This is a genomic window from Rhodococcus sp. NPDC056516, assembly GCF_042794655.1.
Taxonomy (GTDB): Bacteria; Actinomycetota; Actinomycetes; order Mycobacteriales; family Mycobacteriaceae; genus Rhodococcus_F.
This window is the reverse complement of record NZ_JBHTTG010000001.1, coordinates 569393-592983: the sequence shown is the minus strand read 5'-3', so window position 1 is coordinate 592983 and position 23591 is coordinate 569393. Positions and strand designations below refer to the sequence as shown.

At 62.7% G+C, this 23591-nt stretch carries 25 protein-coding genes and 1 tRNA gene; 8 read left to right on the top strand and 18 right to left on the bottom strand.

Features of this window, described 5'->3' with window-relative positions:
- Window positions 1-6 precede the first annotated feature (6 nt).
- Window positions 7-1152 (bottom strand): acyl-CoA dehydrogenase family protein, encoded by a 1146-nt coding sequence (locus tag ACFQ6Y_RS02850; protein WP_007730036.1) that lies wholly within the window; start codon window positions 1150-1152, stop codon window positions 7-9.
- Between the two features lie 140 nt (window positions 1153-1292).
- Between ACFQ6Y_RS02850 and ACFQ6Y_RS02845 the strand changes: the two genes are divergently transcribed.
- Both ACFQ6Y_RS02845 and ACFQ6Y_RS02840 read left to right on the top strand, forming a co-directional pair.
- On the top strand, window positions 1293-1892 hold the full coding sequence (locus tag ACFQ6Y_RS02845; protein WP_378628738.1) for a TetR/AcrR family transcriptional regulator: 600 nt from the start codon (window positions 1293-1295) through the stop codon (window positions 1890-1892).
- A 35-nt stretch (window positions 1893-1927) separates the two neighbouring features.
- The gene (locus ACFQ6Y_RS02840) at window positions 1928-2506 is read left to right on the top strand and encodes a hypothetical protein (protein WP_378628735.1); all 579 of its coding nucleotides are present in this window, start codon (window positions 1928-1930) and stop codon (window positions 2504-2506) included.
- A 7-nt stretch (window positions 2507-2513) separates the two neighbouring features.
- Here the strand turns inward: ACFQ6Y_RS02840 and ACFQ6Y_RS02835 are convergent, their stop codons facing one another.
- Both ACFQ6Y_RS02835 and ACFQ6Y_RS02830 read right to left on the bottom strand, forming a co-directional pair.
- Window positions 2514-3755: an RNA polymerase sigma factor gene (locus ACFQ6Y_RS02835; RefSeq protein WP_378628731.1), complete on the bottom strand. Its 1242-nt coding sequence runs from the start codon at window positions 3753-3755 to the stop codon at window positions 2514-2516.
- Between the two features lie 6 nt (window positions 3756-3761).
- Window positions 3762-4106, bottom strand: a complete 345-nt coding sequence (locus tag ACFQ6Y_RS02830; RefSeq protein ID WP_003939718.1) for a YciI family protein — start codon at window positions 4104-4106, stop codon at window positions 3762-3764.
- Window positions 4107-4246: 140 nt separating this feature from the next.
- Here ACFQ6Y_RS02830 and ACFQ6Y_RS02825 point away from each other — a divergent pair, with 140 nt between their 5' ends.
- Window positions 4247-4723: a DUF309 domain-containing protein gene (locus tag ACFQ6Y_RS02825; protein WP_003940372.1), complete on the top strand. Its 477-nt coding sequence runs from the start codon at window positions 4247-4249 to the stop codon at window positions 4721-4723.
- Window positions 4723-5361, top strand: a complete 639-nt coding sequence (locus ACFQ6Y_RS02820) for an LON peptidase substrate-binding domain-containing protein (protein WP_020970928.1) — start codon at window positions 4723-4725, stop codon at window positions 5359-5361. The genes ACFQ6Y_RS02825 and ACFQ6Y_RS02820 overlap by 1 nt, the downstream gene beginning before the upstream one ends.
- Window positions 5362-5367: 6 nt before the next feature.
- Here ACFQ6Y_RS02820 and ACFQ6Y_RS02815 read toward each other — a convergent pair whose 3' ends face one another.
- Genes ACFQ6Y_RS02815 through ACFQ6Y_RS02800 form a run of 4 tightly spaced genes read right to left on the bottom strand, consistent with a single transcriptional unit; the run spans window position 5368 to window position 9131 of the window.
- Window positions 5368-6183 carry a mycofactocin-coupled SDR family oxidoreductase gene (locus ACFQ6Y_RS02815; protein WP_378628727.1) on the bottom strand — a complete coding sequence of 272 codons (816 nt, stop codon included), beginning with the start codon at window positions 6181-6183 and terminating at the stop codon, window positions 5368-5370.
- Window positions 6184-6241: 58 nt separating this feature from the next.
- Window positions 6242-6868 carry a lactate utilization protein C gene (locus ACFQ6Y_RS02810; protein ID WP_378628723.1) on the bottom strand — a complete coding sequence of 209 codons (627 nt, stop codon included), beginning with the start codon at window positions 6866-6868 and terminating at the stop codon, window positions 6242-6244.
- Window positions 6865-8385, bottom strand: a complete 1521-nt coding sequence (locus ACFQ6Y_RS02805; protein ID WP_378628720.1) for a LutB/LldF family L-lactate oxidation iron-sulfur protein — start codon at window positions 8383-8385, stop codon at window positions 6865-6867. The genes ACFQ6Y_RS02810 and ACFQ6Y_RS02805 overlap by 4 nt, the downstream gene beginning before the upstream one ends.
- Entirely contained in the window at window positions 8382-9131 is a 750-nt protein-coding gene (locus ACFQ6Y_RS02800) for a (Fe-S)-binding protein (RefSeq protein ID WP_378628716.1), read from the bottom strand. Before ACFQ6Y_RS02800 ends, ACFQ6Y_RS02805 begins: the two co-directional genes overlap by 4 nt.
- A 181-nt stretch (window positions 9132-9312) precedes the next feature.
- Between ACFQ6Y_RS02800 and ACFQ6Y_RS02795 the strand changes: the two genes are divergently transcribed.
- The 3 genes from ACFQ6Y_RS02795 to ACFQ6Y_RS02785 all read left to right on the top strand — a co-directional run bounded on the left by ACFQ6Y_RS02795 (window position 9313) and on the right by ACFQ6Y_RS02785 (window position 11841).
- Window positions 9313-10980 (top strand): L-lactate permease, encoded by a 1668-nt coding sequence (locus ACFQ6Y_RS02795; RefSeq protein WP_378628713.1) that lies wholly within the window; start codon window positions 9313-9315, stop codon window positions 10978-10980.
- Window positions 10981-11002: 22 nt separating this feature from the next.
- Window positions 11003-11713, top strand: a complete 711-nt coding sequence (locus tag ACFQ6Y_RS02790) for a FadR/GntR family transcriptional regulator (protein WP_378628710.1) — start codon at window positions 11003-11005, stop codon at window positions 11711-11713.
- Window positions 11714-11767: 54 nt separating this feature from the next.
- Window positions 11768-11841: transfer RNA gene (locus tag ACFQ6Y_RS02785), tRNA-Met, on the top strand.
- 98 nt (window positions 11842-11939) lie between these two features.
- Here the strand turns inward: ACFQ6Y_RS02785 and ACFQ6Y_RS02780 are convergent.
- From ACFQ6Y_RS02780 to ACFQ6Y_RS02745, 8 genes are read right to left on the bottom strand one after another with little or no spacing between them, the layout of a single operon-like run.
- Complete coding sequence (locus ACFQ6Y_RS02780; protein WP_378628707.1) at window positions 11940-12566, bottom strand: TenA family protein; 627 nt, start codon at window positions 12564-12566, stop codon at window positions 11940-11942.
- The gene (locus ACFQ6Y_RS02775; RefSeq protein WP_317825854.1) at window positions 12563-13315 is read right to left on the bottom strand and encodes a glutamine amidotransferase; all 753 of its coding nucleotides are present in this window, start codon (window positions 13313-13315) and stop codon (window positions 12563-12565) included. Before ACFQ6Y_RS02775 ends, ACFQ6Y_RS02780 begins: the two co-directional genes overlap by 4 nt.
- A complete protein-coding gene (locus ACFQ6Y_RS02770; protein ID WP_378628705.1) occupies window positions 13308-14357 on the bottom strand; it encodes a phosphotriesterase in 1050 nt (349 codons plus the stop codon). The genes ACFQ6Y_RS02775 and ACFQ6Y_RS02770 overlap by 8 nt, the downstream gene beginning before the upstream one ends.
- Window positions 14354-15397 carry an ABC transporter permease gene (locus ACFQ6Y_RS02765; RefSeq protein WP_372025252.1) on the bottom strand — a complete coding sequence of 348 codons (1044 nt, stop codon included), beginning with the start codon at window positions 15395-15397 and terminating at the stop codon, window positions 14354-14356. Before ACFQ6Y_RS02765 ends, ACFQ6Y_RS02770 begins: the two co-directional genes overlap by 4 nt.
- Window positions 15394-16164 carry an ATP-binding cassette domain-containing protein gene (locus ACFQ6Y_RS02760; protein ID WP_372025254.1) on the bottom strand — a complete coding sequence of 257 codons (771 nt, stop codon included), beginning with the start codon at window positions 16162-16164 and terminating at the stop codon, window positions 15394-15396. Before ACFQ6Y_RS02760 ends, ACFQ6Y_RS02765 begins: the two co-directional genes overlap by 4 nt.
- A gap of 2 nt (window positions 16165-16166) precedes the next feature.
- A complete protein-coding gene (locus ACFQ6Y_RS02755) occupies window positions 16167-17174 on the bottom strand; it encodes a substrate-binding domain-containing protein (protein ID WP_019745494.1) in 1008 nt (335 codons plus the stop codon).
- The gene (locus ACFQ6Y_RS02750; protein ID WP_378628689.1) at window positions 17171-18070 is read right to left on the bottom strand and encodes a carbohydrate kinase family protein; all 900 of its coding nucleotides are present in this window, start codon (window positions 18068-18070) and stop codon (window positions 17171-17173) included. Before ACFQ6Y_RS02750 ends, ACFQ6Y_RS02755 begins: the two co-directional genes overlap by 4 nt.
- Window positions 18071-18072: 2 nt before the next feature.
- On the bottom strand, window positions 18073-18915 hold the full coding sequence (locus tag ACFQ6Y_RS02745) for a BtpA/SgcQ family protein (RefSeq protein ID WP_003940276.1): 843 nt from the start codon (window positions 18913-18915) through the stop codon (window positions 18073-18075).
- 235 nt (window positions 18916-19150) lie between these two features.
- On the opposite strand from ACFQ6Y_RS02745, the gene ACFQ6Y_RS02740 reads away from it, so the two are divergent.
- Window positions 19151-20176, top strand: coding sequence for a LacI family DNA-binding transcriptional regulator (locus ACFQ6Y_RS02740; RefSeq protein WP_141488323.1), 1026 nt, complete (start codon window positions 19151-19153; stop codon window positions 20174-20176).
- Here ACFQ6Y_RS02740 and ACFQ6Y_RS02735 read toward each other — a convergent pair.
- From ACFQ6Y_RS02735 to ACFQ6Y_RS02725, 3 genes are read right to left on the bottom strand one after another with little or no spacing between them, the layout of a single operon-like run.
- The gene (locus ACFQ6Y_RS02735) at window positions 20137-21219 is read right to left on the bottom strand and encodes a M20/M25/M40 family metallo-hydrolase (RefSeq protein WP_378628683.1); all 1083 of its coding nucleotides are present in this window, start codon (window positions 21217-21219) and stop codon (window positions 20137-20139) included. The two genes, ACFQ6Y_RS02740 and ACFQ6Y_RS02735, sit on opposite strands and share 40 nt — an antisense overlap.
- 26 nt (window positions 21220-21245) lie before the next feature.
- The gene (locus ACFQ6Y_RS02730) at window positions 21246-21863 is read right to left on the bottom strand and encodes a sortase domain-bontaining protein (protein ID WP_378628679.1); all 618 of its coding nucleotides are present in this window, start codon (window positions 21861-21863) and stop codon (window positions 21246-21248) included.
- Complete coding sequence (locus tag ACFQ6Y_RS02725; protein WP_378628675.1) at window positions 21835-23529, bottom strand: hypothetical protein; 1695 nt, start codon at window positions 23527-23529, stop codon at window positions 21835-21837. Before ACFQ6Y_RS02725 ends, ACFQ6Y_RS02730 begins: the two co-directional genes overlap by 29 nt.
- Window positions 23530-23591 lie beyond the last annotated feature (62 nt).

Sequence of the window (23591 nt, the reverse complement as noted above, 5' to 3'; positions counted from 1 at the left end):
GCGAAATTACAGGCCGAGATCGCGGCCGATGAGTTCCTTCATGATCTCGTTGGATCCGGCCCAGATCTTGGTAACGCGAGCATCCATCCACGCGCGGGCGGCGCGGTACTCGGTCATGAAGCCGTAGCCGCCGTGCAGCTGGACGCAGTGATCGAGGACCTCGTTCTGCACCTGCGCGGTCCACCACTTAGCCTTGGCGGCGTCGATGGCGGTCAGCTCGCCGGCAGCGTGTGCCGCGACGCAGTTGTCGACGTAGGCCTGGGTGACCTCGATGCGGGTGACGAGATCCGCGAGAAGGAATTTGTTCCACTGCAGCGAGCCGATCGGCTGACCGAAAGCCTTGCGGTCCTTGGCATATTGCAGTGTCTCTTCGAGGATCGGAGCGGCGTGCGCGATGTTGGACACCGCAGCGCCGACGCGCTCCTGCGGCAGCATTTCCATCATGTGGATGAAGCCGCGGTCGATCTCACCGATGATGTTGGTGGACGGCACGCGAACGTTCTCGAAGAACAGTTCGGCGGTATCGGACTCGTGCTGGCCGACCTTGTCGAGCTTGCGTCCGCGCTCGAAGCCTTCCATGCCGGTCTCGACGGCAAAGAGGGTGATGCCCTTGGACTTCTTCTCGGGACTGGTCCGCGCCGCCACGATCACGAGGTCGGCGTTGTAGCCGTTGGTGATGAAGGTCTTGGAGCCGTTGATGATCCAGTCGTCGCCGTCCTTGACCGCAGTGGTCTTGAGCGAGGCGAGGTCGGATCCACCGGAAGGCTCGGTCATGCCGATGGCCGTCAGCATCTCACCGGTGCAGAATTTGGGCAGCCAACGCTGCTTCTGCTCTTCGGTGGTGAGCTGAACGAGGTAGGGAGCAACGACGTCGGCGTGGATGCCGAAGCTCGAGGCAACAGCTGCGCTGGCGCGCGAGAGCTCTTCGGCCAGAACCGCGTTGAAGCGGTAGTCGCCGGCTTCGCTTCCGCCGTACGCCTCCGGAACCTCGAGCCCGAGGAAGCCGTTGCGTCCCGCTTCGAGCCAGATTTCACGATCGATGAAGCGCTGGTCGATCAGCTTCTCTGCGACCGGAAGGATGTTCCGGTTGACGAATTCGCGGGCAGATTCGCGAAATGCCTCGTGATCGGGTCCGTACAGAGTGCGACGCATGACGAGTTGCTTCCTTTCGGCGTGGCAAAGCCACACGTAACGATGTTCCTAAGCATTCGCTTAGAATCTAAGCACCTGCTTATAGTGAATCGAGAGCGGGATATTGTCAACATCGAAATCCGTCACATCTGGAGGAAACCGTGAGCGATTCACCTGAAGTGGTGATCAGCCCCTCCAAAGCTGCGGCCCGTATCCGCGCGGCAGCCGTGGACGCTTTTGCCTCTGCCGGTTACGGCGGCACCACCACCCGTGACATCGCCGCGCGACTCGACATGAGTCCTGCGGCCATGTACCCGCATTACCGCTCGAAAGAAGAACTGCTTTTCGCGATCAGCTTCGAAGGCCACACCGAAGCGTTGAAAGTGGTCGAGGGCGCCGACCGCCCGGGCGAAGAACCGTCCGTTCGCCTGCGGGAATTGATCAGCACGTTCGCCAGTTGGCAGGCCGGGCACCATTCACTCGCTCGCGTCGTCCAGTACGAACTCACTGCACTCACACCAGAGCACTACCGAACCGTCGTCGCTCTTCGCCGCAGCACGACGCGGGTGGTCCGGGAGGTTGTCGACGCCGGCGTCCAGTCGGGTGATTTCACGATCCCCGACGCCGAAGGCGTCACCCTCGCCTTGATGTCCCTGTGCGTCGACGTGTGCCGCTGGTTTCCGGCCGGCAACTACACGGATCCGGAAGACATCGGAAAACTGTACGGAGACCTGGCATTGAGGATGGTGGGCGCCGCCTGAATCAGGTGACGCCGACCGCAGAAAGGAATCAGCCAGTGGCCAACCGCACCTATCTCTACACGACCCCTGTTGCCCCGCAAGAAAATCCGGCTGCGGCTCGCGCCCGGGGCCTCGAGGGAATCTCGGAGTGGTCGTACGCGATACCGCTGGTCCCCAGGATCCTTGTGTCCGTGAATCCCTTCGCTCGCCAGTCGATCATCTGGGACGACGTTCCCGACCTGATCGCGGTCACCGCGCCCTGTGGCCCCGGCATTGCCCGGCTAGAAGCCTTCCTCGGCCGCATCGACCACCCCGAACTCGGCGCGATGGCCGGGGAAGCGCTGAGCTTCCTGCGCAGCCACACCGAACCCGATCACTACTTCGTCCTCGAATGCGGCGAGATCTTCGACATGGACGACGAACCTTTCGCCGAACAAGGCCAGGCACTGATGGCCGGTCTGGCGACCATCGACGCCGAGATGGAGGCGGCTTTGACCACGTTCGCACCCACCAAGCCAAAGTTCTGGGAGAGACTGTTCACGCCGACTCAGGAGAGCGTCGAGGAACCGCTCCGCGAGCTCGGCCTAGGCTATTGGTCCGAGACCCTGTACTTCGATCTCGACGTCCCGCGATAGCCGCCGATCAGTCAGAGATCTCACCCAACCGACGCTCCAGGTAGGCCCGCTCCGGTTCCGTACCAACGAGTTTCAGAGCTCGTCGGTACGCGGATGCCGCTGCGTCGGTGCGCCCCAACCGAGCAAGTAGTTCGGCGCGCGCGAGGTGATACGGGTGGTAGTCGGCAAGTTTGGGCTCGGCTGCCAGTTCCTCCAACGCTGCCAGCCCGACCTCCTCGCCGTCGCGCATCGCTAGCGCAACTGCCCGATTGAGGGCAACGACCGGCGACGGAGTCAGTGTGAGCAGCACTCCGTAGAGCGCGCAGATCTGTGGCCAGTCGGTGCTCTCCACATCAGTGGCCTCGTCGTGCAGTGCGGCGATAGCGGCCTGCACCCCGTAGGGCCCCGGCGCTCCCCCGGTCAACGCGACGACGACGAGATCGCTGCCTTCCTCGATCATCGGCTGGTCCCAGCACCCGCGATCCTGGTCCTCGAGGAGCACGATCCCGCCACCGGCGTCGGTACGGGCATCCCGACGCGCGTGGACGAGAAGCATCAACGCAAGCAACCCCGCGATCTCGCGCTCATCGGGAAGCAATGCGCGCAAGATCCTCGCCAGCCTGATCGCCTCTACCGCCAGGTCGACGCGTTGCAGATCCGGACCCGAACTCGCTGCGTACCCCTCGGTGAACACCGAGTAGATCACCTGCAGAACACCGGGCAAACGTTCCGGGAGTTCTTCGGCGCTGGGAGTGCGGAAGGGAATCCGAGCCTGACGGATTTTCTTCTTCGCGCGCACGATCCGCTGCGCCATCGTCGCCGAAGGAACGAGGAAGGCCCGAGCGACTTCAGGCGTCGTCAACCCGCCGAGGCAACGCAAGGTGAGCGCGATTCGGTCGTCCTCGGCAAGCGCTGGGTGCGAGCAGGTGAAGAACAGCTGCAACCGCTCGTCGGGAAGTTCCCCGTCGACGGTGGACGGCGCAGGGTCGGCACGATCGGCGTCCACCTGCATCACCGCCAAGCGCGCCGCATAGGCCTGATCACGACGAAGCCTGTCGACGGCTTTGCGACGCGCCGTGGTCAGCAGCCAGGCGCCGGGTTTAGCCGGCACTCCGTCCGCGGGCCAGTGCACCAACGCGGCCTCGACGGCTTCGGAGGTGACTTCCTCGGCCAGATCCAGATCACCGAAGCGGCGGACGAGCGAGGCCAAGAGTCGTCCACGTTCCTCCCGGAACACTGACTCGATGGAGTTCTCGGCCTGCTCGTCCACGGCGAATCAGTCCCCGAACCCGGCCAGTGGACGCACCTCGACGCTGCCGCCGTCGCGCGCGCCGGGGCACCGCGCGGCCCATGAAAGCGCCGCGTCCAGATCGGGAACGTCGATGACGTCGTAGCCGCCGAGGATTTCACGGGTTTCTGCGAAGGGTCCGTCGGTGACGGTCTTTTCTCCGGACTGCGAGACCCGAACCGTCGTCGTAGTCGTCAGGTCGGCGAGGGCATCGCCGGACACCCAGATCCCGGCATCCTTCATTTCCTTGTCGTATTGCTGCCAGTCCTCGAACGTGCACTGGGGTTCGGTGTCTCCGCCGGGTGCGGTGTAGATGAGCAACATGTACTTCATGACTGACTCCTTGGTCTGTTGTTTTTCTTCCGGCTCTCTTGCCTTACAACATGACGACGAACGGTTCTCCCCGGAATCGACAGGCGACTCGAAAAAACTTTTGGCGAGTTCGGCCGAGGCGCTGCCGTTAGGCTGAGTGTATGACCGAACGCGACCGGGACGCCGCTGGGAAACCCCTCAATTCGCGGCCCCGTGACGGACTCGGACGTCCACTGCCACGCGACGCAGCGGGCGGTGTCCCGCGCATTCCGGACGATGTACGCCTGCCACCAGACGAGTCGATCACCGAGGCTCAGCGCCTCCTCGACCACGGCATGCCTTTCCACGCACACGAGATTCTCGAAGGAACGTGGAAAAGCGCGCCGCCCGAGGAACGTGACCTGTGGCAGGGACTGGCTCAGTTGGCCGTCGGGCTCACCCATCTGCTTCGGGGCAACAACACCGGCGCCGTCTCGCTCCTCGGCCAGGGTCACGACCGCATCAGGCACTACGAGGTCGAGAGTCCGCACGGCCTCGACATCCCCGGTCTACTGACGTGGTCCGAGCACCTGCTCGCCGAAATCGATCGCCCCGGCGATTTCCCCGCCCCTCCGATTCCGAGGTTGAGAATCCCCTGATGCCCATCTTCCCCATGTTTCCGCTCGGCTCTGCATTGCTTCCGGGTGAGGTGTTGCCACTGAACATCTTCGAGCCTCGGTACCGCGCACTGGTCGAGAATGTTCTCGAAGCTGCCGACGGCCCACTGTTCGGAGTAGTGCTCATCGCTCGTGGCCACGAGGTCGGTGGCGGCGAATCACGCCACGACGTCGGCACTCTGGCTCGGATCGAGTCTCATGTCGCAATGGGTGCCGGACGGTATCAGTTGTATTGCCGGACCGAAGACCGTATCCGCGTCAATCGCTGGCTGCCGGACGATCCTTACCCACTCGCCGAGGTCGAATTGTGGCCTGACGAGAACAACGGAACACCTGTCACCGCTTACGAATACGACTCTCTCCTCGAGCGCATCGAGTTCATGTACGGAATGTTGGGAAAGCTCGCACTTCGGGCCGGCGAACAGACTCCGCGAATGCCCGTCCCACCGGATCCCTTGGATCCGCTGGGTTCTCGGCTGTATGCCCTAGCCAGAAACATTCCGATGGGTGACGCCGATCGCCTGGCGATTTTGACCGCGCCAGGCGCCGACGAACGTATTCGCACGCTCTCGGAGGCGGTCGAGAACACCATCGAGGTGGCGCAGTTCAATCTGCTTTGAGCGCGACTACGCCATCGTCTGACCCATGTCGATGACGATCTTCGTCCCGGTGACCGCGCGGGAGAGGTCCGTCGCAAGGTAGACCACGGCGTTGGAGATGTCCTCGACGGTGGTGCGTGGGACGGACGTGAGCGGCCACTTGTACGAGTTCATGTACTCCGGATGAGTAGTGAGCACCTTACCCACGTTGGGATCGTTACCCATCTCGGTCTCCACCGCGCCAGGGTGGATGCTGTTGACTCGAATGTCGAAGCTTCCCAATTCCGTTGCCGCAGTGCGAGCCAAACCCACGAGACCGTGCTTGGCCGCCGAGTAGTGCGCACAACCAGGCGCTTCGGCGACGCCGGCAGCACTGCTGACGATCACGATGGAACCACCGTTGCCGGCTTCGATCATTGCAGGAACCGCAGCTGTCATCGTGCGCCAGACACCATTGAGATTGATGTCCACCAGCGTCGACCACTGCTCTTCCGGCATCTCCCAGAAACGGTTCCACGTAGCGATGCCCGCATTGGCAATCACGACGTCGAGGCGACCGAACTTGTCGACGCCCGACGCCACCGCCGCACGCAGTACCTCGAGGTCACGGACGTCCGCTACAGCGGTGACGATCTCGCGCCCCTCCGCTCGCACGAGACGAGCCGTTTCTTCGAGGTCGGCTTCAGTCGCGGCCGCGTAACCCACGTCTTCGGACACCGACGCGCACACGTCGACAGCGATGACGTCGGCACCTTCCTGCGCGAGCCGGATCGCATGATTGCGTCCCTGACCCCGCGCTGCACCGGTGATGAAAACGACCTTGCCTGCCAAGAGTTGTGTCATGGCCAGGACGTTAGACGCTGATGAGGCCGCCTGCCTGTGAGTTCCCGCTCGACGGGAATCAGGCGTCCACGATCACGACATGAAGATTCCTCGGACCATGGACGCCTTCGACGCGCTCGAGTTCGATGTCGGAGGTTGCCGACGGGCCGCTGATCATGGTGGTGGGGCGCTGCGGTGTCAGCTTCGCAATCGCCTCCGGCACTCCCACTTCCACACTGCTGCGATACACGACGCAGATGTGTGTGTCCGGCACCAGTGTCAACGCACGACGCCCTTGCGATGGACCGGCGTCGAGGAAGATGGTGCCGGTTTCGGCGCAGGAGACCTTCGAGCCGGTGACAACGGCGTCGAGCTTCTCGAGTTCGGGAGCCGGCACGTCCGAGCTGTCCACCACCAGCGTTCCGTCGAACCCGGTTACCCATGATCGGTCGAGTCCTGTGGGGATGCCCAGCGTCCGCAGCTCGTGTGCGCTCAGTATTCCGCTGACGACCTCGGCGATTTCTGTTGCAGCACATCGGTAGACGTGAGCCTTGTAGTCCTCGAGTCGATCGACGAACAGTTCGATGCGCTTCTCGTCAGACATGGTTCTGCCAGTCCGGTAGTTACGCGGTATCTCGCTCTCACGGGCCGGCGCCAAGGTGATCGCATCACGAATGCGACCGAGTACCACCTCACGTGAATTCATCTGTCCGCCTTCCCGTCACGACGAGCCTCGTCCAATGCATCGCGTCCTTCGTCTGAGTCCCACCAGGATCGGAAGGTCTGCTTGGGTGGTGCGGGGATGTCTCTGGCGGCGGTCCAACCGTTCAATGGCGGTGGCAGCGTCGAGATCTTCCCCTTCTTGCCCGCCACGACGCGTCCGAGCCCGGCGGCTTTCTGAGCGAGCGTCCACCGGCCCTCGGTCGACATCGCCAGAGAGGCGGCTCTCATCGCCAAAGACTCTGCCGTGACACCGGATTGCTCGACCTTCTGGTGCCGCAATTCGACCAGCAGCGAGGGTATGTCGATTTTGACCGGGCAGGCGTCGAAGCACGCACCGCACAGACTCGAGGCAAAGGGAAGCGTCGAGTTGGGATCATCTTTGCCATGCATGCCCGCAAGCTGCGGAGTCAGAACCGCGCCGATCGGTCCCGGATAGGTAGATCCGTACGCGTGACCACCGGTGCGCTCGTAGACGGGACACACGTTCAGGCACGCCGAGCACCGTATGCAGCTCAGGGCTTCCCGTCCGATCTTGTCGGCAAGCGCGGCGGTCCGGCCGTTGTCGAGGAGAACCAGGTGAAATTCCTGTGGACCGTCGTCGGGCGTGACGCCGGTCCACAGGGAGGTGTACGGGTTCATCCGCTCCCCCGTCGACGACCGCGGCAGCAGTTGAAGGAAGACCTCCAGATCCTGATACGTCGGCAAAATCTTTTCGATGCCCATTACGGTGATCAGTGTTTTCGGGAGCGTCAGGCACATTCGCCCGTTGCCCTCCGACTCCACGACGGTCAGTGTTCCCGTGTCCGCGATGCCGAAGTTGGCACCGGAGACGGCGACGGGCGTCGTCATGAACTTGTGGCGCAGGAACTTTCGTGCCGCGGCGGCAAGCTCGGCCGGGTTCTCCCCGAGGTTCGGGTCGACATCTGGCATCTCACGAAGGAATATCTCTCGAATCTCGGATCTGTTGCGATGGATCGCGGGAACCAGGATGTGCGACGGTTTGTCGTGGCCGAGCTGAACGATCAATTCCGCGAGATCGGTCTCGTAGGCGGTGATTCCCTGGGTTTCGAGATGCTCGTTGAGACCGATCTCCTGCGTGGCCATCGACTTGACCTTGATGACCTCTTCGGAGCCGGTGGCTTTGACAAGTTCGGTCACAATGGCGTTGGCCTCGTTGGCATCCGCTGCCCAATGCACCTGCCCGCCGCGTGCGATGACTGCGGCTTCGAACTGTTCGAGCAGTTCCGGCAACCGGGCCATGACGTCGGCTTTGATCGCGGATCCGGCATCACGCAGTTCTTCCCAATCGGGAAGCTCTCCAGTCACGTTGATGCGCTTGGCACGAATGGTGTGTGTCGCCTTGCCGATATTGCGTCGGAGTTGCGCGTTGGCCAGTTCGTGATGCGCTGCAACGGGGAACTTTTCGGTTCCGCGTAGGAACCCCGCCCCTTCGGGGGATCTAGGCGGGAAGCTGGGCAGACCCAGCGTGACGGCGCTCATGCTGTCACCCGGCTTTCTACCGACGCCAGAATCTCGGCGAGATGAATTGTCTTGGCACCCATCTGCAGTCGTGACATTCCGCCGCCGATGTGCATGAGGCAGGAGGAGTCTCCGGCGCTGCAGAATTCGGCGCCGGTATCCGCAACGTGGCGAATCTTGTCCGCCAGCATGGCCGTCGAGGTTTCCGCGTTCTTGATGGCGAAAGTGCCGCCGAATCCGCAGCAAGAATCTGCTTCGGGGAGTTCGACCAGATCGATGTCGCGTACGTTGCGCAGCAATTGAAGTGGCTTGTCTCCCACTCTCAACATGCGCAGTGAGTGACAGGTCGGGTGATAGGTGACCCGGTGCGGGAAGTACGCGCCCACATCGGTGACACCGAGAACGTCCACGAGGAATTCCGAAAGCTCGTACGTCTTCGCCTTCACGGTCTGCACCTGCCCACACAGCGACGCGGTGCCGTAGCGCTCGGCAACGATCTCGTGCTGATGACGGACCGAACCGACGCACGATCCCGACGGCGCGACAACCGCGTCGATCGACGGGTCACCGAACGTATCGGCGTAATTCGCGACCAGCGGCAGCGCGCCCGGCTGGTAGCCGGTGTTGACGTGCATCTGCCCGCAGCAGGTCTGCCCGGACGGAAACACGACGTCGTGCCCGAGACGGGTGAGCAGGAGGGCGGTGGCCTTGGCGGCGTCGGGAAACATCGTGTCCCCGATACAGGTGGCGAACAGCGCTACTCGCATGTGGTTCCCCGCAATCTGTCGGTGTGGTCTGACCACCGTAAAGCACGGTCAGTGCCACCAAGAACTGAAATACCCGAAAAATGCCGAAATCGAATCAACGCTCGATTGTGACCGGGGTCATGGTGTACGTTCCTGTGGTCCGACCACACATCGTCATTCGACAGCCTGTCAGGAGATACCAGTGGCTACCGAGCTGCTTGCGGTGAGCTTCACACCGTCCACTACCGCGATCGGCGGGTCGTTGACCGCGTCGGCGCTCGTCGGGCTACTTCCCCTGGCGACGTTCTTCGTCCTGTTGACCGGCTTCAAACTCAAAGCGTGGTACTCGGGACTCGGCGCCTTGGCAGTCGCAGCGACGGTGGCGGTAATCGGATTCGACATGCCGGCTTCGCTGACAGCGCTCTCGGCGCTCCAAGGCATCACCTTTGGCCTCTTCCCGGTCATGTGGATCGTGGTCACGGCAATCTGGTTCTACGAATTGACCGTCGTGAGTGGACGTTTCGAAGATCTCCGACGTGTTTTCAACACAGTCGGGCGTGGCGACATGCGCGTACAGGCCATGCTCATCGCATTCTGCTTCGGCGGGATGCTCGAAGCACTCGCGGGCTTCGGCGCACCCGTCGCCATCACCGGCGCCATGCTCATCGCACTCGGCATGCCGCCCATCCGGGCAGCCGTCACCGTCCTGGTTGCCAACACGGCGCCAGTTGCCTTCGGCGCCATGGCTATTCCGATCACGACGGCGGGGAACCTGACTGGGATTCCCGCCACCGAAATCGCAGCCGTCGTCGGTCGGCAAACTCCGATCCTGGCACTGTTCGTGCCGCTTCTTCTCCTGTTCCTGGTCGATGGCAAACGAGGATTGAGGCAGGTCTGGCCCATCGCATTGGTCACCGGCGCCGTCTTCGCGCTCGCGCAGTTCTGGTGCTCGAGCCACTTCTCGTACGAACTGACGGACGTCGTCGCGTCTCTTGCCGGCCTCGCCGCTGCGGTCGCGATGCTGCGCTTCTGGCGTCCCACAACCCCGGACGATCAGCGTTCCAAGGTTGATCCCGAAAAGCTCAGTCCGTCAAGAACTTTCCTGGCCCTCTTCCCTTACCTGCTCGTAGTTGTGGTCTTCGGTGTCGCCAAGCTGTGGACAGTCGGATTCGATCTTCCCGCTTTGCTGAGCAAAACCGATCGCAAGGTCGAATGGCCTGGTCTGTACGGAAATCTGCTGACCGACACGGGAACCCCCTCGTCGAGCGCGATCTACACGTTCTCCTGGCTGTCCAATCCCGGCACACTTCTCTTGATCTGCGGCATGATCGTCACAGCCGTCTACGGTTTCTGGACTCACGGAAAACGATTCCCCCTGAGCGCGCGGCAATCCATGACGACCTTCGGCACGACAGTGGTCAAGATGCGGCTGGCAATTGCAACTGTCGCCACGGTGCTCGGCTTGAGTTACGTCATGAACCAGTCAGGACAAACCGTGTCGATCGGCACCTGGCTGGCCGGCACCGGCGCTGCATTTGCCTTCTTCTCCCCCATGCTCGGCTGGCTCGGTACAGCCGTAACCGGTTCCGACACCTCCGCAAATGCACTGTTCGCCAAGTTGCAGCAGGTGGCGGGACAAACTGCGGGCATCGATCCGACCTTGTTGGTCGCGGCCAATACGTCCGGAGGAGTCGTAGGAAAGCTGGTCAGCCCTCAGAACCTCACAATTGCGGCAACTGCAGTCGGGCAGGTAGGTAGCGAGCCGATCCTGTTGCGCAAGGTCATCGGTTACAGCCTCGGTATGTTACTCATCCTGTGCACGCTCGTTTATCTGCAATCCACACCGGTCCTGTCGTGGATGCTTCCGTAGGAAGCACCTAGGCTCTTGGCTCATGCCCTCCGATTCGAGTCCACGCGCGTGGGAACAAGTACTGACGCACCTGGAGAAGCGGCTGACATCGGGAGAAGTCGTCCCGGGTCAGCGGCTTCCTGGTGAGCGCATCCTGGCGGCCGAACTCGGCGTCGGTCGTTCGTCGGTTCGCGAAGCTCTGCGCGTCATGGAAGCACTCGGCCTACTGAAAGCGCAGACGGGATCCGGCCCCACTTCCGGCGCGATGATCGTCGCCCGTCCCACCGGCGGCATGACCATGCTGATGCGAATGCAGGTTGCCGCACAAGGTTTTCCGGTGACAGATGTAGTTAAAACGCGCCTCGTGCTCGAGGCCGAGGTAATGCAAGAGCTCGCACGAACGCAACCAACTCCCAACTTGGAAACGGCAGTCGAGTTACTCGACTCGATGGACAATCTCGAACTCAGCGCGCACGAGTTCCTGATCCTCGACGCCCAATTTCACGTTGCACTCGCGGACGCTGCCGGCAATCGGGTTGTCGCGGCGATGATGACGGGGCTACGCGAATCGATCGAGGCGTACGTCCTCTCGGGAGTGAATCTCGATTCCTGGCCGAGCACGTGCTGCCGACTCCGCGAGGAACATCGCCGAATCGTCGAAGCAGTGCAGGCGGGAGATCCCGAATCGGCGCGCGAACGCATCACCGGACACATTCGTGGCTATTACGCCGAAAGCACCCACTCCGCCCAGTGACAGGGGGGTGGTAATTGCGCCTCCAGAAGTCGTGTACTGTTGGTTTCACACCGACGCGGGGTGGAGCAGCTCGGTAGCTCGCTGGGCTCATAACCCAGAGGTCGCAGGTTCAAATCCTGTCCCCGCTACAAAGGAAAGGCCCGTAAGTTGCGAAAGCGACCTACGGGCCTTTTGCTGTGCGCCTTTATTAACCGCCGGGGGGTTAATAAAGGCGCACAGCAGGGGTTCACACCGCCACTTTGTGAAAATCGATCTCCGCGGCCAGCATGCCGGAGAACCACCGATCCAGGTCCTCGTCGCTCACGGACTCGGGCATGGCGTCCACCTCGCACGCCAGCACTGCCACCTGAGACACGAATGGCGGAGCGACATGCATGTCCACCCAGTCCTGCAACGCTGGTTCGCGCTCGACCTTCAGGGCCGCAGCCTCCCGGCACCACGACAGATACAGGGTTTCCGCGGCGTACATGCCCACCAGGGCAGCCGCCCTGCCCTCTTCGCGCGCGAGGGCCAAGGCGTGCGTGGACAGAACGGCCGACTCCTCGACCAGAGCCGCTGCGTCGCCCCCGTAGGGGAATCGGGAACGCAACTGCGCAAAATACTCGCGCTGTTCGCCCACCAGGTTCGACATCGACGTCACGTGGTCGAGCGCGTCGTCGAGCGTCGGGGATTCGGCGACCACCAACCCCAACACCTTGACGGCAGTCAGTACAAATGCCTCTTCGATCACGAGGTACCGGCGAAATCCCTCATCAGTCAACGTCCCGCCGATGGTGTCCTCGATGAATGGAACCGCCCGCGCGGCAGCGAGGTTACTCTGCTGCCGCGCGAGCAGGTCTGAGGACCGACTCATTCGCCGGCGACCCAACTGATCAAGCCGTCGAACAGGTCGGTGTATCCGGGCCACTGCTCACAGAACTCCGGTGGAGCCCAGTGCGGCGAGCAGTCCGAGGTGAAGACGATCGACCGTCCGGCGCCGTATTCACCTGCAGCGACAAGCGGATCGCCGTTGATGGTGGCGGGAACCGCAGCACCGTCTTTCGCGACGACGCGGTTGTATCCCAAGAGCGCCGGCCAGGAATCCCCGGCACCACCGAGAGCCGGGTGAGCAGCATCGACGACGGTGGGAACGATCCCGGCCGGTGTCTCGACGCGATCGTCTTCGGCCAGCATCGTCACGGGCAGTACTTCGGCGATCGCAGTCTGACGGAAGGCTGCTCGCGCCTGGAACCCCGAGAACGAGAGATAGCCACCGATCATCATCAGTGAGCCACCGGCGTTCACCCAGTCACGAAGCGCAACAAGGCGATCCTCGCCGGCGCGGAACTGGTCGAATACACCGGGAGCCAACTGCAGAGAATTCGCACCGATGTCGGAGAGAACGACGACGTCGAACTGCGACAGGGCTTCTGCGGTACCGGGGAACTGCGTCGGCACCAGGTGTGCGGGCATGTGTGTCACGTCGTGGCCACGTGAGGTGAGCGCATCCCTCAGCGGACCGACACCCTCGACGTAGGAATGGACACTGAACTCGTCGACGCCCTTGACGTGCGTCGACGTCGTCATCCAGCTCTCGCCGGCGATCAGTACTCGTTTACCCATGACTGCTTCTGTTTCCTTTCGCGGCCTGCTCGAAGAGCGACCTCGGGTTGTCTCGCATCAGTGCGGACACTTGCTGGGGATCTACGCCTGCGCGCACCAACCGTGCGGCGAAGGCGAGTGGTACGTAGGAGAATCCGTTACCGCCGTGCTTTCTGAGCATTGATTTGAGGAAGAGATCGTGACTGAGCAACAGTTGTGAGGTGTGGCCGGAAGTCACCAATCCGGCCACCGCAGTGGCTGTTTCCGCCGGATGTGGAGAAAGGCCCTCCCCGGGGAAGTCGAAAGGCATTCCGATCATGTCGAACTCGAGGAAAACTCCGCGGTCGGCGAGCGATCGTTGGTAGTCGGTGTCGTGTCCCGACGGGTCCATGTGGCACAGGACCACTGCTTGCGGATCGACGCCCATCTCGTTGACCACGATGTCGACAACGTGATGTCCGACGCGCTGCCATCCCGGAAGGTGGACGAACAGGGGCACGTCCACCTCACGCTGAGCGATGCACGCCGCCCGCAACGCTTTGGCCTCGTTCTGAGTGAAGAGCGGGGAGACACCGATCTCCCCGATCACTCCCGGAGCCAATTCCTTTGCCGGATTGAACTCCTCGACAAGCGAACCCGCCAGATCGTCGACACCGAGTTCGTGGACCTCCACCGGATGAGTCGTCTCGAGGTACCACCCCGAACCCATGATCACTCGCACGTCAGACTTTCGCGAGAACTCAGCCAACTTCTCCGGCGCCCGGCCCAGACCCGGCGGTGTCAGATCGACGATCGTCCGACCACCGAGCCGGGCGAAGTCCGCAAGGTCTTCCACCACGGCCGCTGCGTCGTCGACTCGACAATTGTCGAGACTGTAGTACGGATTGTCGTGAAGAAGCCAGGCATCCTCCGCGCGTACCGGACCGGCCAACCGCTGCGCCACAACCGGATCCGGGGCCTCGGTGTATGCACCGGTGACGTCGTTGTGCAGATGTTCGTGTGGGAGAACCAGCCCGAGTTCCGAGCTGTCCACGGTTCCCGTGACGGTACGAACCTTACTCATGAGCGTGCAGGCCCCGAGGGCGCGGACTGCAGGTGTCGCCACAGCGCGCTCAGTGTGTGTCCGCGCATGTTGATCCAGATGGCCAGTAGCAGAACGACACCGGTGATGATCGGCGTCAGGAACGGGCTCACGCCGAGCAGGGTCAATCCGTTGGCGATGATGCCGGTCAGAACGGCACCGATGACGGTACCGATCACGGTGCCGCGGCCGCCGAAGAGGTTGGTGCCACCGAGAACCACCGCGGTGATCACGGTGAGCTCGAATCCCGTTGCGGAGTTGGCCGAACCCGAGCCCAGTCGAGCCGCGATCAGTAGCCCCGCGATGCCTGCAGCCAGGCCGGTGAAGACGAGCGTCATCATGAGCACACGACGCGTGTTGACGCCGGACCGTCGTACGGATTCGACGTTGGAGCCGATACCGGTGACGTAGCGCCCGAAGCGCATGCGGTTGAGCGCAATTGCTCCGATGACCACGACGACGAGAGCAATCCAGGCGCTGGCGGAGAACCCGAGGAATTCCGCAGTTCCGAGCTTCGCGAAGTAGGTGTCTGCCGGGACCGGAACGGAGAACCCTTCGGTCCGGTACAGCGCGATGCCGCGGATGACGGACATCGTCGCCAGAGTCACGATGAACGGCGGAATGCCCTGGTAGGCAGCGAGCCAACCGTTGACCAGACCCCAGGCCGCACCCATGACCGGGGCGGCGACGAAGACCAGGGACGAATCGACGCCCGCCTGGATCAATTCGGCACTCATCGCCGCGACGAACGCGACGATCGCACCGACGGACAGGTCGATCTGACCGGCCGTGATCACGAAAGTCATTGCTACCGCGATGATCAGAACCGGAGCGATCTGGGTTGCCAGGTTCGACAGGTTCGTGAATGTCAGGAACGACGACGTGGTCGCCGAGAAGACAGCTGCGACAGCAATTGTCACCGCGAGCATCGCAAGCGTCGGCTTGTTGACGCTGTCCCACAACGACGGCTTGGCGGCAAGCTTTCGCTCGACCGGTGCCTGGGTCTTCTCGAGAGTGGTCATGCCGTGACTCCCTGTGCTGCTGCCGGTGTCCGTTGCGGAACCGGAGTTCGAGTGATGAGTCCGACGAGAGACTCGATGTTGAGGTCGCCGATCGGAACGTCGTCGACGCTCTGCCCCTCGTACATGACCGTGATTCGGTCACACACGCGGAACAGATCCTGCAGGCGGTGCGTCACGAGAATGACGCCCACCCCGGCCGCTGCCACGTCCGTGATCAGCTTGAGCACCGACTCGACCTCTGCGACGGCAAGCGCTGCGGTGGGCTCGTCGAGGATCAGCACGTCGGGCCGGAAGGAGACCGCGCGGGCGATCGCGACGGTTTGCCGCTGTCCGCCGGACAGCTGCCCGATCTCCTGGTAGGTCGACTTCACCTTGACATGCAGGTCAGCAAGAATGTGAGCCGCCTTCTCGTGCATGGCATGCCGGTCGAGGAAGGGACCCTTTCGCGGTTCTCGGCCGAGGAACAGGTTGCTGGCGACGTCGAGCGTGTCGCACAGAGCCAGGTCCTGGTAGACGATTCCGATCTTCTTCTGCTGCGCGTCGAGCGGCGTCGAAAAGCGTACTGGTTCACCGTTGACTCGCATTTCACCGCCGTCGTGCTGAACCGCGCCGGCGAGAATCTTCATCAGAGTGGACTTACCGGCGCCGTTGTCGCCGACCACTCCGAGTACTTCACCCTTCGCCAGCCGAAGGTCCACTCCTTGAAGGGACTTCACCGGTCCGTACGACTTGGTGATGCCCGAGAGTTCGATCAGTGGAGGTGCCATGATTACTTCTCCAAGTAGTACATGTAGTCGGCCACGTTCTCCGGAGTCACGATCTGGGTGGGAACGGGGATGTTTGCCGGAGCGCCGCGTCCACAAGCCAGGTCGATTGCCGAATTCATTGCCTCGTGGCCGAATTCGAAGGTGTTCTGCTGGACCACGCCTTTAAGCCAACCGGCTTTGAGTCCGCCTACCGCCTGATCCGAAAGATCCCAACCGACTGCTTCGATGCGATCCTGCGCCTTCTGACTGTTGACCGCCGCGACGAGTCCGATCAAGGCCGGCTCACCGGTTGCGTAGACGTACTTCATGTCGCCACCGCCGGTCAGCAGGTTCTCCGCTGCGGTCTGTGCGTTCTCCTGAATGTTACGTCCGTCCACGACGGTGCCGACGGTCATTCCGCGGCCGGTTACGGTCTCGGTGAAGCCCTTCTGCCGCTCCAGCTGGACAGTGCTGTTGAGCGCGCCGACGATACCGACCGTTCCGGTGTTGTTCGCGACATCGGCCAAGGTGTTTCCGATCTTGGCACCGCCCTCTGCATTGGCCGTACCGACCTGAGTCGACAGTGCCGGATCGTCGATGGTCGCGTCGACCGCGACGACCGGGATGCCCGCGTTCTTGGCCTTGACCACCGACGGCTTGATTCCGTCCGTGTCGATCGCGTCGACGATGATCGCGTCGACACCGGCGGCGATCAGATTGTCGAAAGCATTGGCCTGTGCGACGGAATCGTCGTTGCCACTGATGATCTGCAGGTCGACGCCTGCCTTGTCCGCGACGTTCTTCGCGGCATTGTTGATCTGGTTGAAGTACAGCGCCTGAAGGTTGATGGTCACCAGACCGACCTTGAGCTTGCCGTTCGTCCCGTCACAGCTCTCGGCGACCCGGGTCGGCTGCGGGATGGACGAGCCACCCGATGCGTCTTTCGAGTCGCTCGACGACGCCGAGTCACAAGCGGTGAGCGTGAGCGCGACTGCAGCTCCCAGCGCCAGAGGCAATGCACGTTTCATCATCGAGTCTCCAAAAGGGTGTGAGGGGTCAATGTTGCTGTGAAGCTGTCCAATTCATCTCGGGTAGGGCATCCGCGGGGTCCGGCAGTGGCGCAAGCCAATGCAGCCGATGCCCCGGCGAGTCGTGCGGCGTCTACCGGTGAGCGCCCGGCGTCGATGAAGGCTATGTACGTACCGCCGAAGCAATCGCCGGCCCCGACTGCATCGACGACGTCGACCACTACTGCCGGTTCGCTCGTCACCTCGCCGTCCGGTGTGGCCAGCGTCCAACCTCGCGAGCCGTCGGTCACCAGCAGGTGAGTGTTGTGCTCGGCGGCCAGTGCCTGCCACTGATCGAAACCGATCCCGAACTCGCCTTCCCACAGGGCACGCCCTACGACGACGTGGTCAGCGAGCGCGAACGCGCGCAGTGCCGCGGGTTTGTTTTCACAACCGTCCAGATCGATTACCAGACTTACGCTTCCCGGTAATTCATCCGGGAGGAAGACCGCACGGTATCCGTCGAGGAACAGTCGTCCACCGCCGGCAGCGGCCAATCGAGTGACGACAACTCCGATGCGTTCGGCATCGTTCGGGTCATCCTGGCTGATGATTGAGCGATCGCCGTCCTGCGCGATGAGAACAACTGCCGTCGACAGGAACGCATCTCGCGGCGACCAACTGGTGTCGACGCCATCTACCTCGAGGGCTTCGAGAAACTCGGTGGACCGTGCGTCCGGGCCCACGGCACCGGCAAAGATCACCTGCGCGCCCATTCGGGCCGCGGATACCGCAGCATTTGCATTCATTCCACCGTCGATCTGACTGATGGCCGTTGCCTGAACGCGCTCCCCGAGGACCGGTACGTGTGGAACATGCACCGTCACATCGTTGTTGGCGTATCCACAAAAGACAATCATGGTTACTTTCCTGCAGCCCGGGACAGTTCGCGGACCTTCTCGCCTGCGACCCGCCCCCACCAGCGTCCATTGTCCTTCACCGAAGAAGCAACTATCGCGCCGTCGCATTCCTTCATCAGTGCTGCGACGTTGGCGGCCGTAATGCCCGATCCGATGATCACCGGAAGAACCGTGTTGTCACGGATCACGGACACTTCGTCGACCGAAGCGGCGTCACCGGTGCGCGAACCTGTCGCGATCAGGACGTCTGCGTCGAAGAACTCGGCGTCCTCGGTCTGCTCCGCGACAGTTCGGTCCGCAACAATGGCGTGCGCACCGTGCTTGACATGCACATCAGCGAAGATCCGGACCGGGTCGGCGCCGATGCGATGGCGGAAGCGCGTCGTCTTGGCGGCCTGACCCTCGATGAAACCCTCATTGGCAATGTAGGCATTGGCCCATTGATTGACGCGCACAAAACTCGCGCCCGCCGCCCACGCCGCGGCCACTCCGCACTCGCCGGCGTTGGACAAGATGCTGACGCCAACGGCCTTGCCGAACTCGCCGACCACCGCTGCCGTGATGACGCCCATGCTGGCGGCCGTCTCGTATCCGTGTTCTCCGGGCTTGAGGAACGGTATGTCCCAATGATTTTCGACGATCACACCGTCGAAACCGTTGTCGACGTACGCGTGCGCTTCCTCTACAGCGAAGCGAGCAATTTCCGAAACCGGCTGCCCGGTGTAGTGCGGGCTGCCCGGCAGAGCAGGGAGGTGGATGGCCCCGATAAGAGAAGGCGTGCCGGTGAACATCTCTGCCAACGCCGAGGGCTTGGGCGGAAAGACTCCGAGCGGTGATGCGGTCACTTCAGCTACCCCATTCCATGCGCAAGATGTGCGCTGTATGTCCATGCACAAGATCTGCACACGATGTAATCGATTGCCTTGATGAATTAGCAGGTTATGCGATCAACACCGGGTTGTGTCAAGGATTTCACAATTCGAATTTGTAAACGATTGCCTCAATCGCGTTACATGCGGGACACTGGACCGTGCGGTTCGATAACCTCGGACCCGAATCGAGCAGAAAACGGGGGGATGCATGCGCAAGGCGACCATTCGCGATGTCGCGGAACTGGCCGGGGTGTCGACTGCCACCGTGTCGCGGGCACTGTCCGGCTCCCGCCCTGTCTCGGACGAGCTTGCAGCGACGATCAAACGAGCCGCGGATTCTCTCGGATACTCGGGAAACATCATCGCCAGCTCGCTGCGTCGTAATCGGACTGACACGGTCGGCATGGTGGTTCCGAGTATCGCGAACCCTTTCTTCACGTCGCTGGTGGTCAATGTCGAACACGTCCTGGCTCAGCGCGGACTGCAACTGTTCCTGTGCGATTCTCGTTCCGACCCCGACGTGGAAGCGCAGCGACTGAAGTCGCTCGTCTCGCGACAGGTGGACGGAATCATCATCAGCCCGTGCCACGGCGAACTGAGTGCCGAAGCCGTCCGAGCCAGCGCGGCAACGCTTCCGGTCGTTCAACTGGACCGGTTTGCAATGGATACCCAGACGGACTGGGTCGGTGTCGACGACGACGCCGCACAATCCCTGGTGATGGAGCATCTGTCGGAGCGTGGCGCGCGATCGGCCGCCTTCATCAGTTCCGAGCTGACCAATTCGTCAACGGAACTTCGCCGGGCCGGCTTCTTCCGCCACGCGGATCGAATGGGCATCGAAACTCGTGACGAGTGGACACAACTCGGCGAGTACTCGATCGAGTGGGGGCGCACGGCATCCAACACCATCCTGACCGGCAAGACTCGCCCCGACGCCCTGGTCTGCGCCGACGACTTGATCGCACTCGGCGTGTTGCAAACCTGCCACACACTGGGCATCGACGTCCCCGGCGACGTCCTGGTCACCGGTTTCGACAACATCCCGTTCTCCGAACTGTGCAATCCGCCGTTGACCACCGTCGGACAGCCACAGGAGAGAATCGCGGAAGAAGCTGTGCGACTTCTGGATCAGGCGATGAACAACTCTTCCGAGTCGACAGCCCACATTGCGCTTGCTCCTGAACTGATTGTCCGTCAGTCCACCGTCGGCCAAGCAGCAGCGACCGCACCGTAAGCAGCAATTGCATCGTCCAGTTCCGAGACCTTTACGCTTTCGTTGGCCGCATGCATCAGCGAGGGAGTACCAGGCCCCCAGATCACGACGGGAGCTCCTGGGGCGGCCGCTGCCAGCACCGAAGCGTCGGTGAAGTACGAAACCGGTTCGGTTGCAACAGGGATCGGCAAGGTGGCCAACCACGGATCCGACGCGTCGGTACGCACACCTCCCAGGTGAATCGACGTCTCTACCGAGTCGACCTCCGGTTGGGCGCGCCACCACGCGAGCAGGTCTGCGCCGTCTCCCACGGTGCGGTGATCGATCACCGCACGTGCACTGTCCGGCACGATGTTCGGAGCCGAACCCCCGCCGACCAAGCCGAGGTTCCACGTTTCGGCACCCAGAAACGCGTCGGACGACAGCGGAAGCTCACGTCGAGCTCGGTCGACGACGTCGAGCAGTTTGAGGACGGCGTTAGTTCCTCGCTGCGGTGTACTCCCGTGCGCGGCTTTTCCTTTGACGGACACTTCGAGCCACAGGGCGCCGCGGTGCCCCAGGTTGATTCGATTGCCCGTCGCCTCGGGAACAATGACGGCCCCGACCTCGAGATTCGCTACGGCGTCGGCCGAACGGACTGCACCGAGCGATCCGATTTCCTCGTCGCTCGTCAGCAGTAGTGCGACCGGAACTCCACGTTCGAAGGCGTCGACTACTGCGGCAGTAGCGGCAACCAGGCCGGCTTTCATATCCGATGTTCCTCTGCCGAGGAACAATTCGCCGTCCACCTGCGCGGCGTACGGATCGAACTCCCAGTCGGAGACAGTGCCCACCGGCACCGTGTCGACGTGGCAGGCGAACAGCAGTCTTGCCGCCGAGGGCACTGCTTCGTTGGTGATCAAGGCCCAGGGATGATTGCCGGTCAGATCCGACTCCACCTTTGCCTTCGGCGCATGCGAGAGCACCAACGAGACAATCGAATCCATGGCTCTGCGCTGGGGAGCTGCCTCTCCGGAGACCGTGTCGAGGGCTACCAGTTCCGAGAGAAGACCGAGAGAATCCATGTACCCATTGTTGCACTGTCGCGGATTCAGTGCGTTGCCAGCTGAGCGACGACGATGTAGTTGTCCGGCGTCGACTCCCCCTCGACGACATCACAATTGGCGAGGATCAGCCGTCCCGGGACGGATTCGCGCAACTCGTGTGCGCCCAACAGTGAACCTTTGTGCAACGGCCCGACGGTTTCGACGTCGTACTCGAGCACTCCGTTCGGAGTACCCAGTAGAACGTGATCACCTGGCTCGACTACCCGTAGCGCTCGGAACGGTGCTTCGCGAGTGGAGTAGTTGTGCCCGACCACGACAACCGTCTGTGTGGTCGATGTTCCCGGCATTCCGCTCTCACCCCACCACACCGGCAGTTCGTCGACCGGATTCAGCTGCTGCCCACTGTCGCCGCCGCGCATCAGTTTCTCCGCGTGCAACGGACTGCTCAGGTACGTAACCCCGGACGCAGACCTCAACTCGATCCGCTCGGGTTCGGCCGGACCGACGCTCACCGATGCCGGTGCAGCCGCGATATGCGACTGCACCGGCGAGCGGTCTGGTACCGATCCAGCGTTCTCGCCCGAACATCCGGATACGAGGAGTGCGAGGATCGCTACCGCCGAGAGGCCCGCGCTACGCAGACGTGTTGCCCGTACCGTCATGACGCTTGCGACGAACGACCACCGTCGTAGCTGCTGCGGCTGCGGCGCCCACGACTCCGACACCGATCAGTACGGCCGGCAGATTCGAGTTGCTGCTACCGCTGGTGCTGCTTGCGGTGTCACCGAGGGCAAGATCGACCGGGGGCAGGCTTCCGGCGAGTGCCGGATCGCCGTCGGCGTCGGTGACGTAGTAGTCGACGACGTCGAAGGCGCCCTTGTTGTTGTAGTAGCCGACCAGCTTCACTCCGGTCTTGTTCACTACAGCGGTGGTCTCGTCGACCTTCGTGACTCCGGAACCGTCGTCAGTGTGCTCACCGATGATCACTTCACCGCCGACACCTGTTCCGTTGTCAATCTCCTTCTCGCCCTTTGCCTTGAGCTCGTCGACGATCTTCTGCGCTGCATCCGCTTCGGCCTTTGCGGCGGCAGCTGCGGCCTGAGCTTCCTTGGCCTTTGCAGCTGCGGCGTCGGCTGCGGCCTTCGCGTCTTCGGCCGCCAGGTAGAGATCCTGCGCCTTCTTGCTCGCGGCTTCGGCAGCTTCGGCCTTCTTGGCGGCTTCGGCAGCCTTTTCGGCGGCGATTGCTCGCTTGTCGGTGGCCTCCTCCCCTGCAGCATCGGCCTCTGCCTGGGCCGTCTCTGCGGCCTTCTGTGCAGCGTCGGCGTCCTTCTGTGCAGAAGCTGCGGTAGCAGCCGCTTCGTCTGCGGCCTTACGGGCGGCGGTGGCAGCTTCTACTTCGGTGGCCGCCGCGGACTCAGCTGCCTTGGCGGTGGTTTCGGCGGCAGTGGCCACCTTCTGAGTTTCCTTGACGGTGATCGCGAGCTGCTTGGCATTCCAAGCGGCGGCCAACGCCTGAGCCTTTGCGGCGAGTCCCTTCGCGAAATCCCAGTTCTTGAAGGCTTCGTCGGCTTCCTTGTTCTTGTCCGCAACCAGCTTGGCGTTTGCATCCGCGGCAGCCTTCGCCTCATCGGCCTTGGCCTGCAGAGCATTGGCCTCGGCGCGAGCCTGTGCCGCCTCCTCGGTCTTGGTGCCCGAACCGGCGGCCTTCGCAGCTTCCTCGAGTTCCGTTGCCTTGGCTGCGGCCGCATCTGCTTCTGCCTGAGCTGTTTTTGCTACCTCTTTGGCGTCGGCCGCAGCGGACTCCGCAACCTTGGCCGCCTCTTCTGCGTCCTTGGCAGACTGTTCCGCTGCCCCGGCCTCCGCCTTGGCCTTGGTCGACTCGACCGCAGCCTTGGTTGCCTCGACGCTCGCCTGAGTCATTGCCTCGGTCGCCTTCACCGAAGTGTCTGTCGCTGCGGACGAGTCGACCCCTGCCGTCGCGGCTGCTTCGGCCGCCTTCGCTGCGGCGTCGGCTGCGGCTTTGGCTTTTGCTTCGGCTTCCGCCAGTGCCGCGGCGTCCGTTGCCGCGGTTCCGGCAGTACCTGCTTCTGCGGCGCCGGCCTCGACCTTCTCGGGTACGGTCTCGGTGCTTGTCGCCGCGTCGGCGTCGGTAGTGGGAACTGCCTCTTCCTCAGCGCAGGTCACAAGCGGATCTGCGCTCGGGGTACACACGGTTTCCGGCTCTGCCGATGCAATTCCCGTGCCGCCCACCGCCAATCCGAGAGCTAGTACGGCACCGGCGGCCGCAGAGCGGACCCTCCGAGAATGGGCGATGGACTTCTCCGACATAGCGCTCAACCTTTCGGCCTTCTTTTACGAAGACGGCAATTCCGGCGTGGACAGCCTTTACT

What these genes read in the sequence shown, in the direction of transcription:
- ACFQ6Y_RS02850 (WP_007730036.1), bottom strand. Translation starts at nt 1,152, where the DNA reads ATGCGTCGCACTCTGTACGGACCCGATCACGAGGCATTTCGCGAATCT.
- ACFQ6Y_RS02830 (WP_003939718.1), bottom strand. Translation starts at nt 4,106, where the DNA reads ATGAAGTACATGTTGCTCATCTACACCGCACCCGGCGGAGACACCGAA.
- ACFQ6Y_RS02825 (WP_003940372.1), top strand. Translation starts at nt 4,247, where the DNA reads ATGACCGAACGCGACCGGGACGCCGCTGGGAAACCCCTCAATTCGCGG.
- ACFQ6Y_RS02820 (WP_020970928.1), top strand. Translation starts at nt 4,723, where the DNA reads ATGCCCATCTTCCCCATGTTTCCGCTCGGCTCTGCATTGCTTCCGGGT.
- ACFQ6Y_RS02815 (WP_378628727.1), bottom strand. Translation starts at nt 6,183, where the DNA reads ATGACACAACTCTTGGCAGGCAAGGTCGTTTTCATCACCGGTGCAGCG.
- ACFQ6Y_RS02810 (WP_378628723.1), bottom strand. Translation starts at nt 6,868, where the DNA reads ATGAATTCACGTGAGGTGGTACTCGGTCGCATTCGTGATGCGATCACC.
- ACFQ6Y_RS02805 (WP_378628720.1), bottom strand. Translation starts at nt 8,385, where the DNA reads ATGAGCGCCGTCACGCTGGGTCTGCCCAGCTTCCCGCCTAGATCCCCC.
- ACFQ6Y_RS02800 (WP_378628716.1), bottom strand. Translation starts at nt 9,131, where the DNA reads ATGCGAGTAGCGCTGTTCGCCACCTGTATCGGGGACACGATGTTTCCC.
- ACFQ6Y_RS02790 (WP_378628710.1), top strand. Translation starts at nt 11,003, where the DNA reads ATGCCCTCCGATTCGAGTCCACGCGCGTGGGAACAAGTACTGACGCAC.
- ACFQ6Y_RS02780 (WP_378628707.1), bottom strand. Translation starts at nt 12,566, where the DNA reads ATGAGTCGGTCCTCAGACCTGCTCGCGCGGCAGCAGAGTAACCTCGCT.
- ACFQ6Y_RS02775 (WP_317825854.1), bottom strand. Translation starts at nt 13,315, where the DNA reads ATGGGTAAACGAGTACTGATCGCCGGCGAGAGCTGGATGACGACGTCG.
- ACFQ6Y_RS02770 (WP_378628705.1), bottom strand. Translation starts at nt 14,357, where the DNA reads ATGAGTAAGGTTCGTACCGTCACGGGAACCGTGGACAGCTCGGAACTC.
- ACFQ6Y_RS02765 (WP_372025252.1), bottom strand. Translation starts at nt 15,397, where the DNA reads ATGACCACTCTCGAGAAGACCCAGGCACCGGTCGAGCGAAAGCTTGCC.
- ACFQ6Y_RS02760 (WP_372025254.1), bottom strand. Translation starts at nt 16,164, where the DNA reads ATGGCACCTCCACTGATCGAACTCTCGGGCATCACCAAGTCGTACGGA.
- ACFQ6Y_RS02755 (WP_019745494.1), bottom strand. Translation starts at nt 17,174, where the DNA reads ATGATGAAACGTGCATTGCCTCTGGCGCTGGGAGCTGCAGTCGCGCTC.
- ACFQ6Y_RS02750 (WP_378628689.1), bottom strand. Translation starts at nt 18,070, where the DNA reads ATGATTGTCTTTTGTGGATACGCCAACAACGATGTGACGGTGCATGTT.
- ACFQ6Y_RS02740 (WP_141488323.1), top strand. Translation starts at nt 19,151, where the DNA reads ATGCGCAAGGCGACCATTCGCGATGTCGCGGAACTGGCCGGGGTGTCG.
- ACFQ6Y_RS02735 (WP_378628683.1), bottom strand. Translation starts at nt 21,219, where the DNA reads ATGGATTCTCTCGGTCTTCTCTCGGAACTGGTAGCCCTCGACACGGTC.
- ACFQ6Y_RS02730 (WP_378628679.1), bottom strand. Translation starts at nt 21,863, where the DNA reads ATGACGGTACGGGCAACACGTCTGCGTAGCGCGGGCCTCTCGGCGGTA.
- ACFQ6Y_RS02725 (WP_378628675.1), bottom strand. Translation starts at nt 23,529, where the DNA reads ATGTCGGAGAAGTCCATCGCCCATTCTCGGAGGGTCCGCTCTGCGGCC.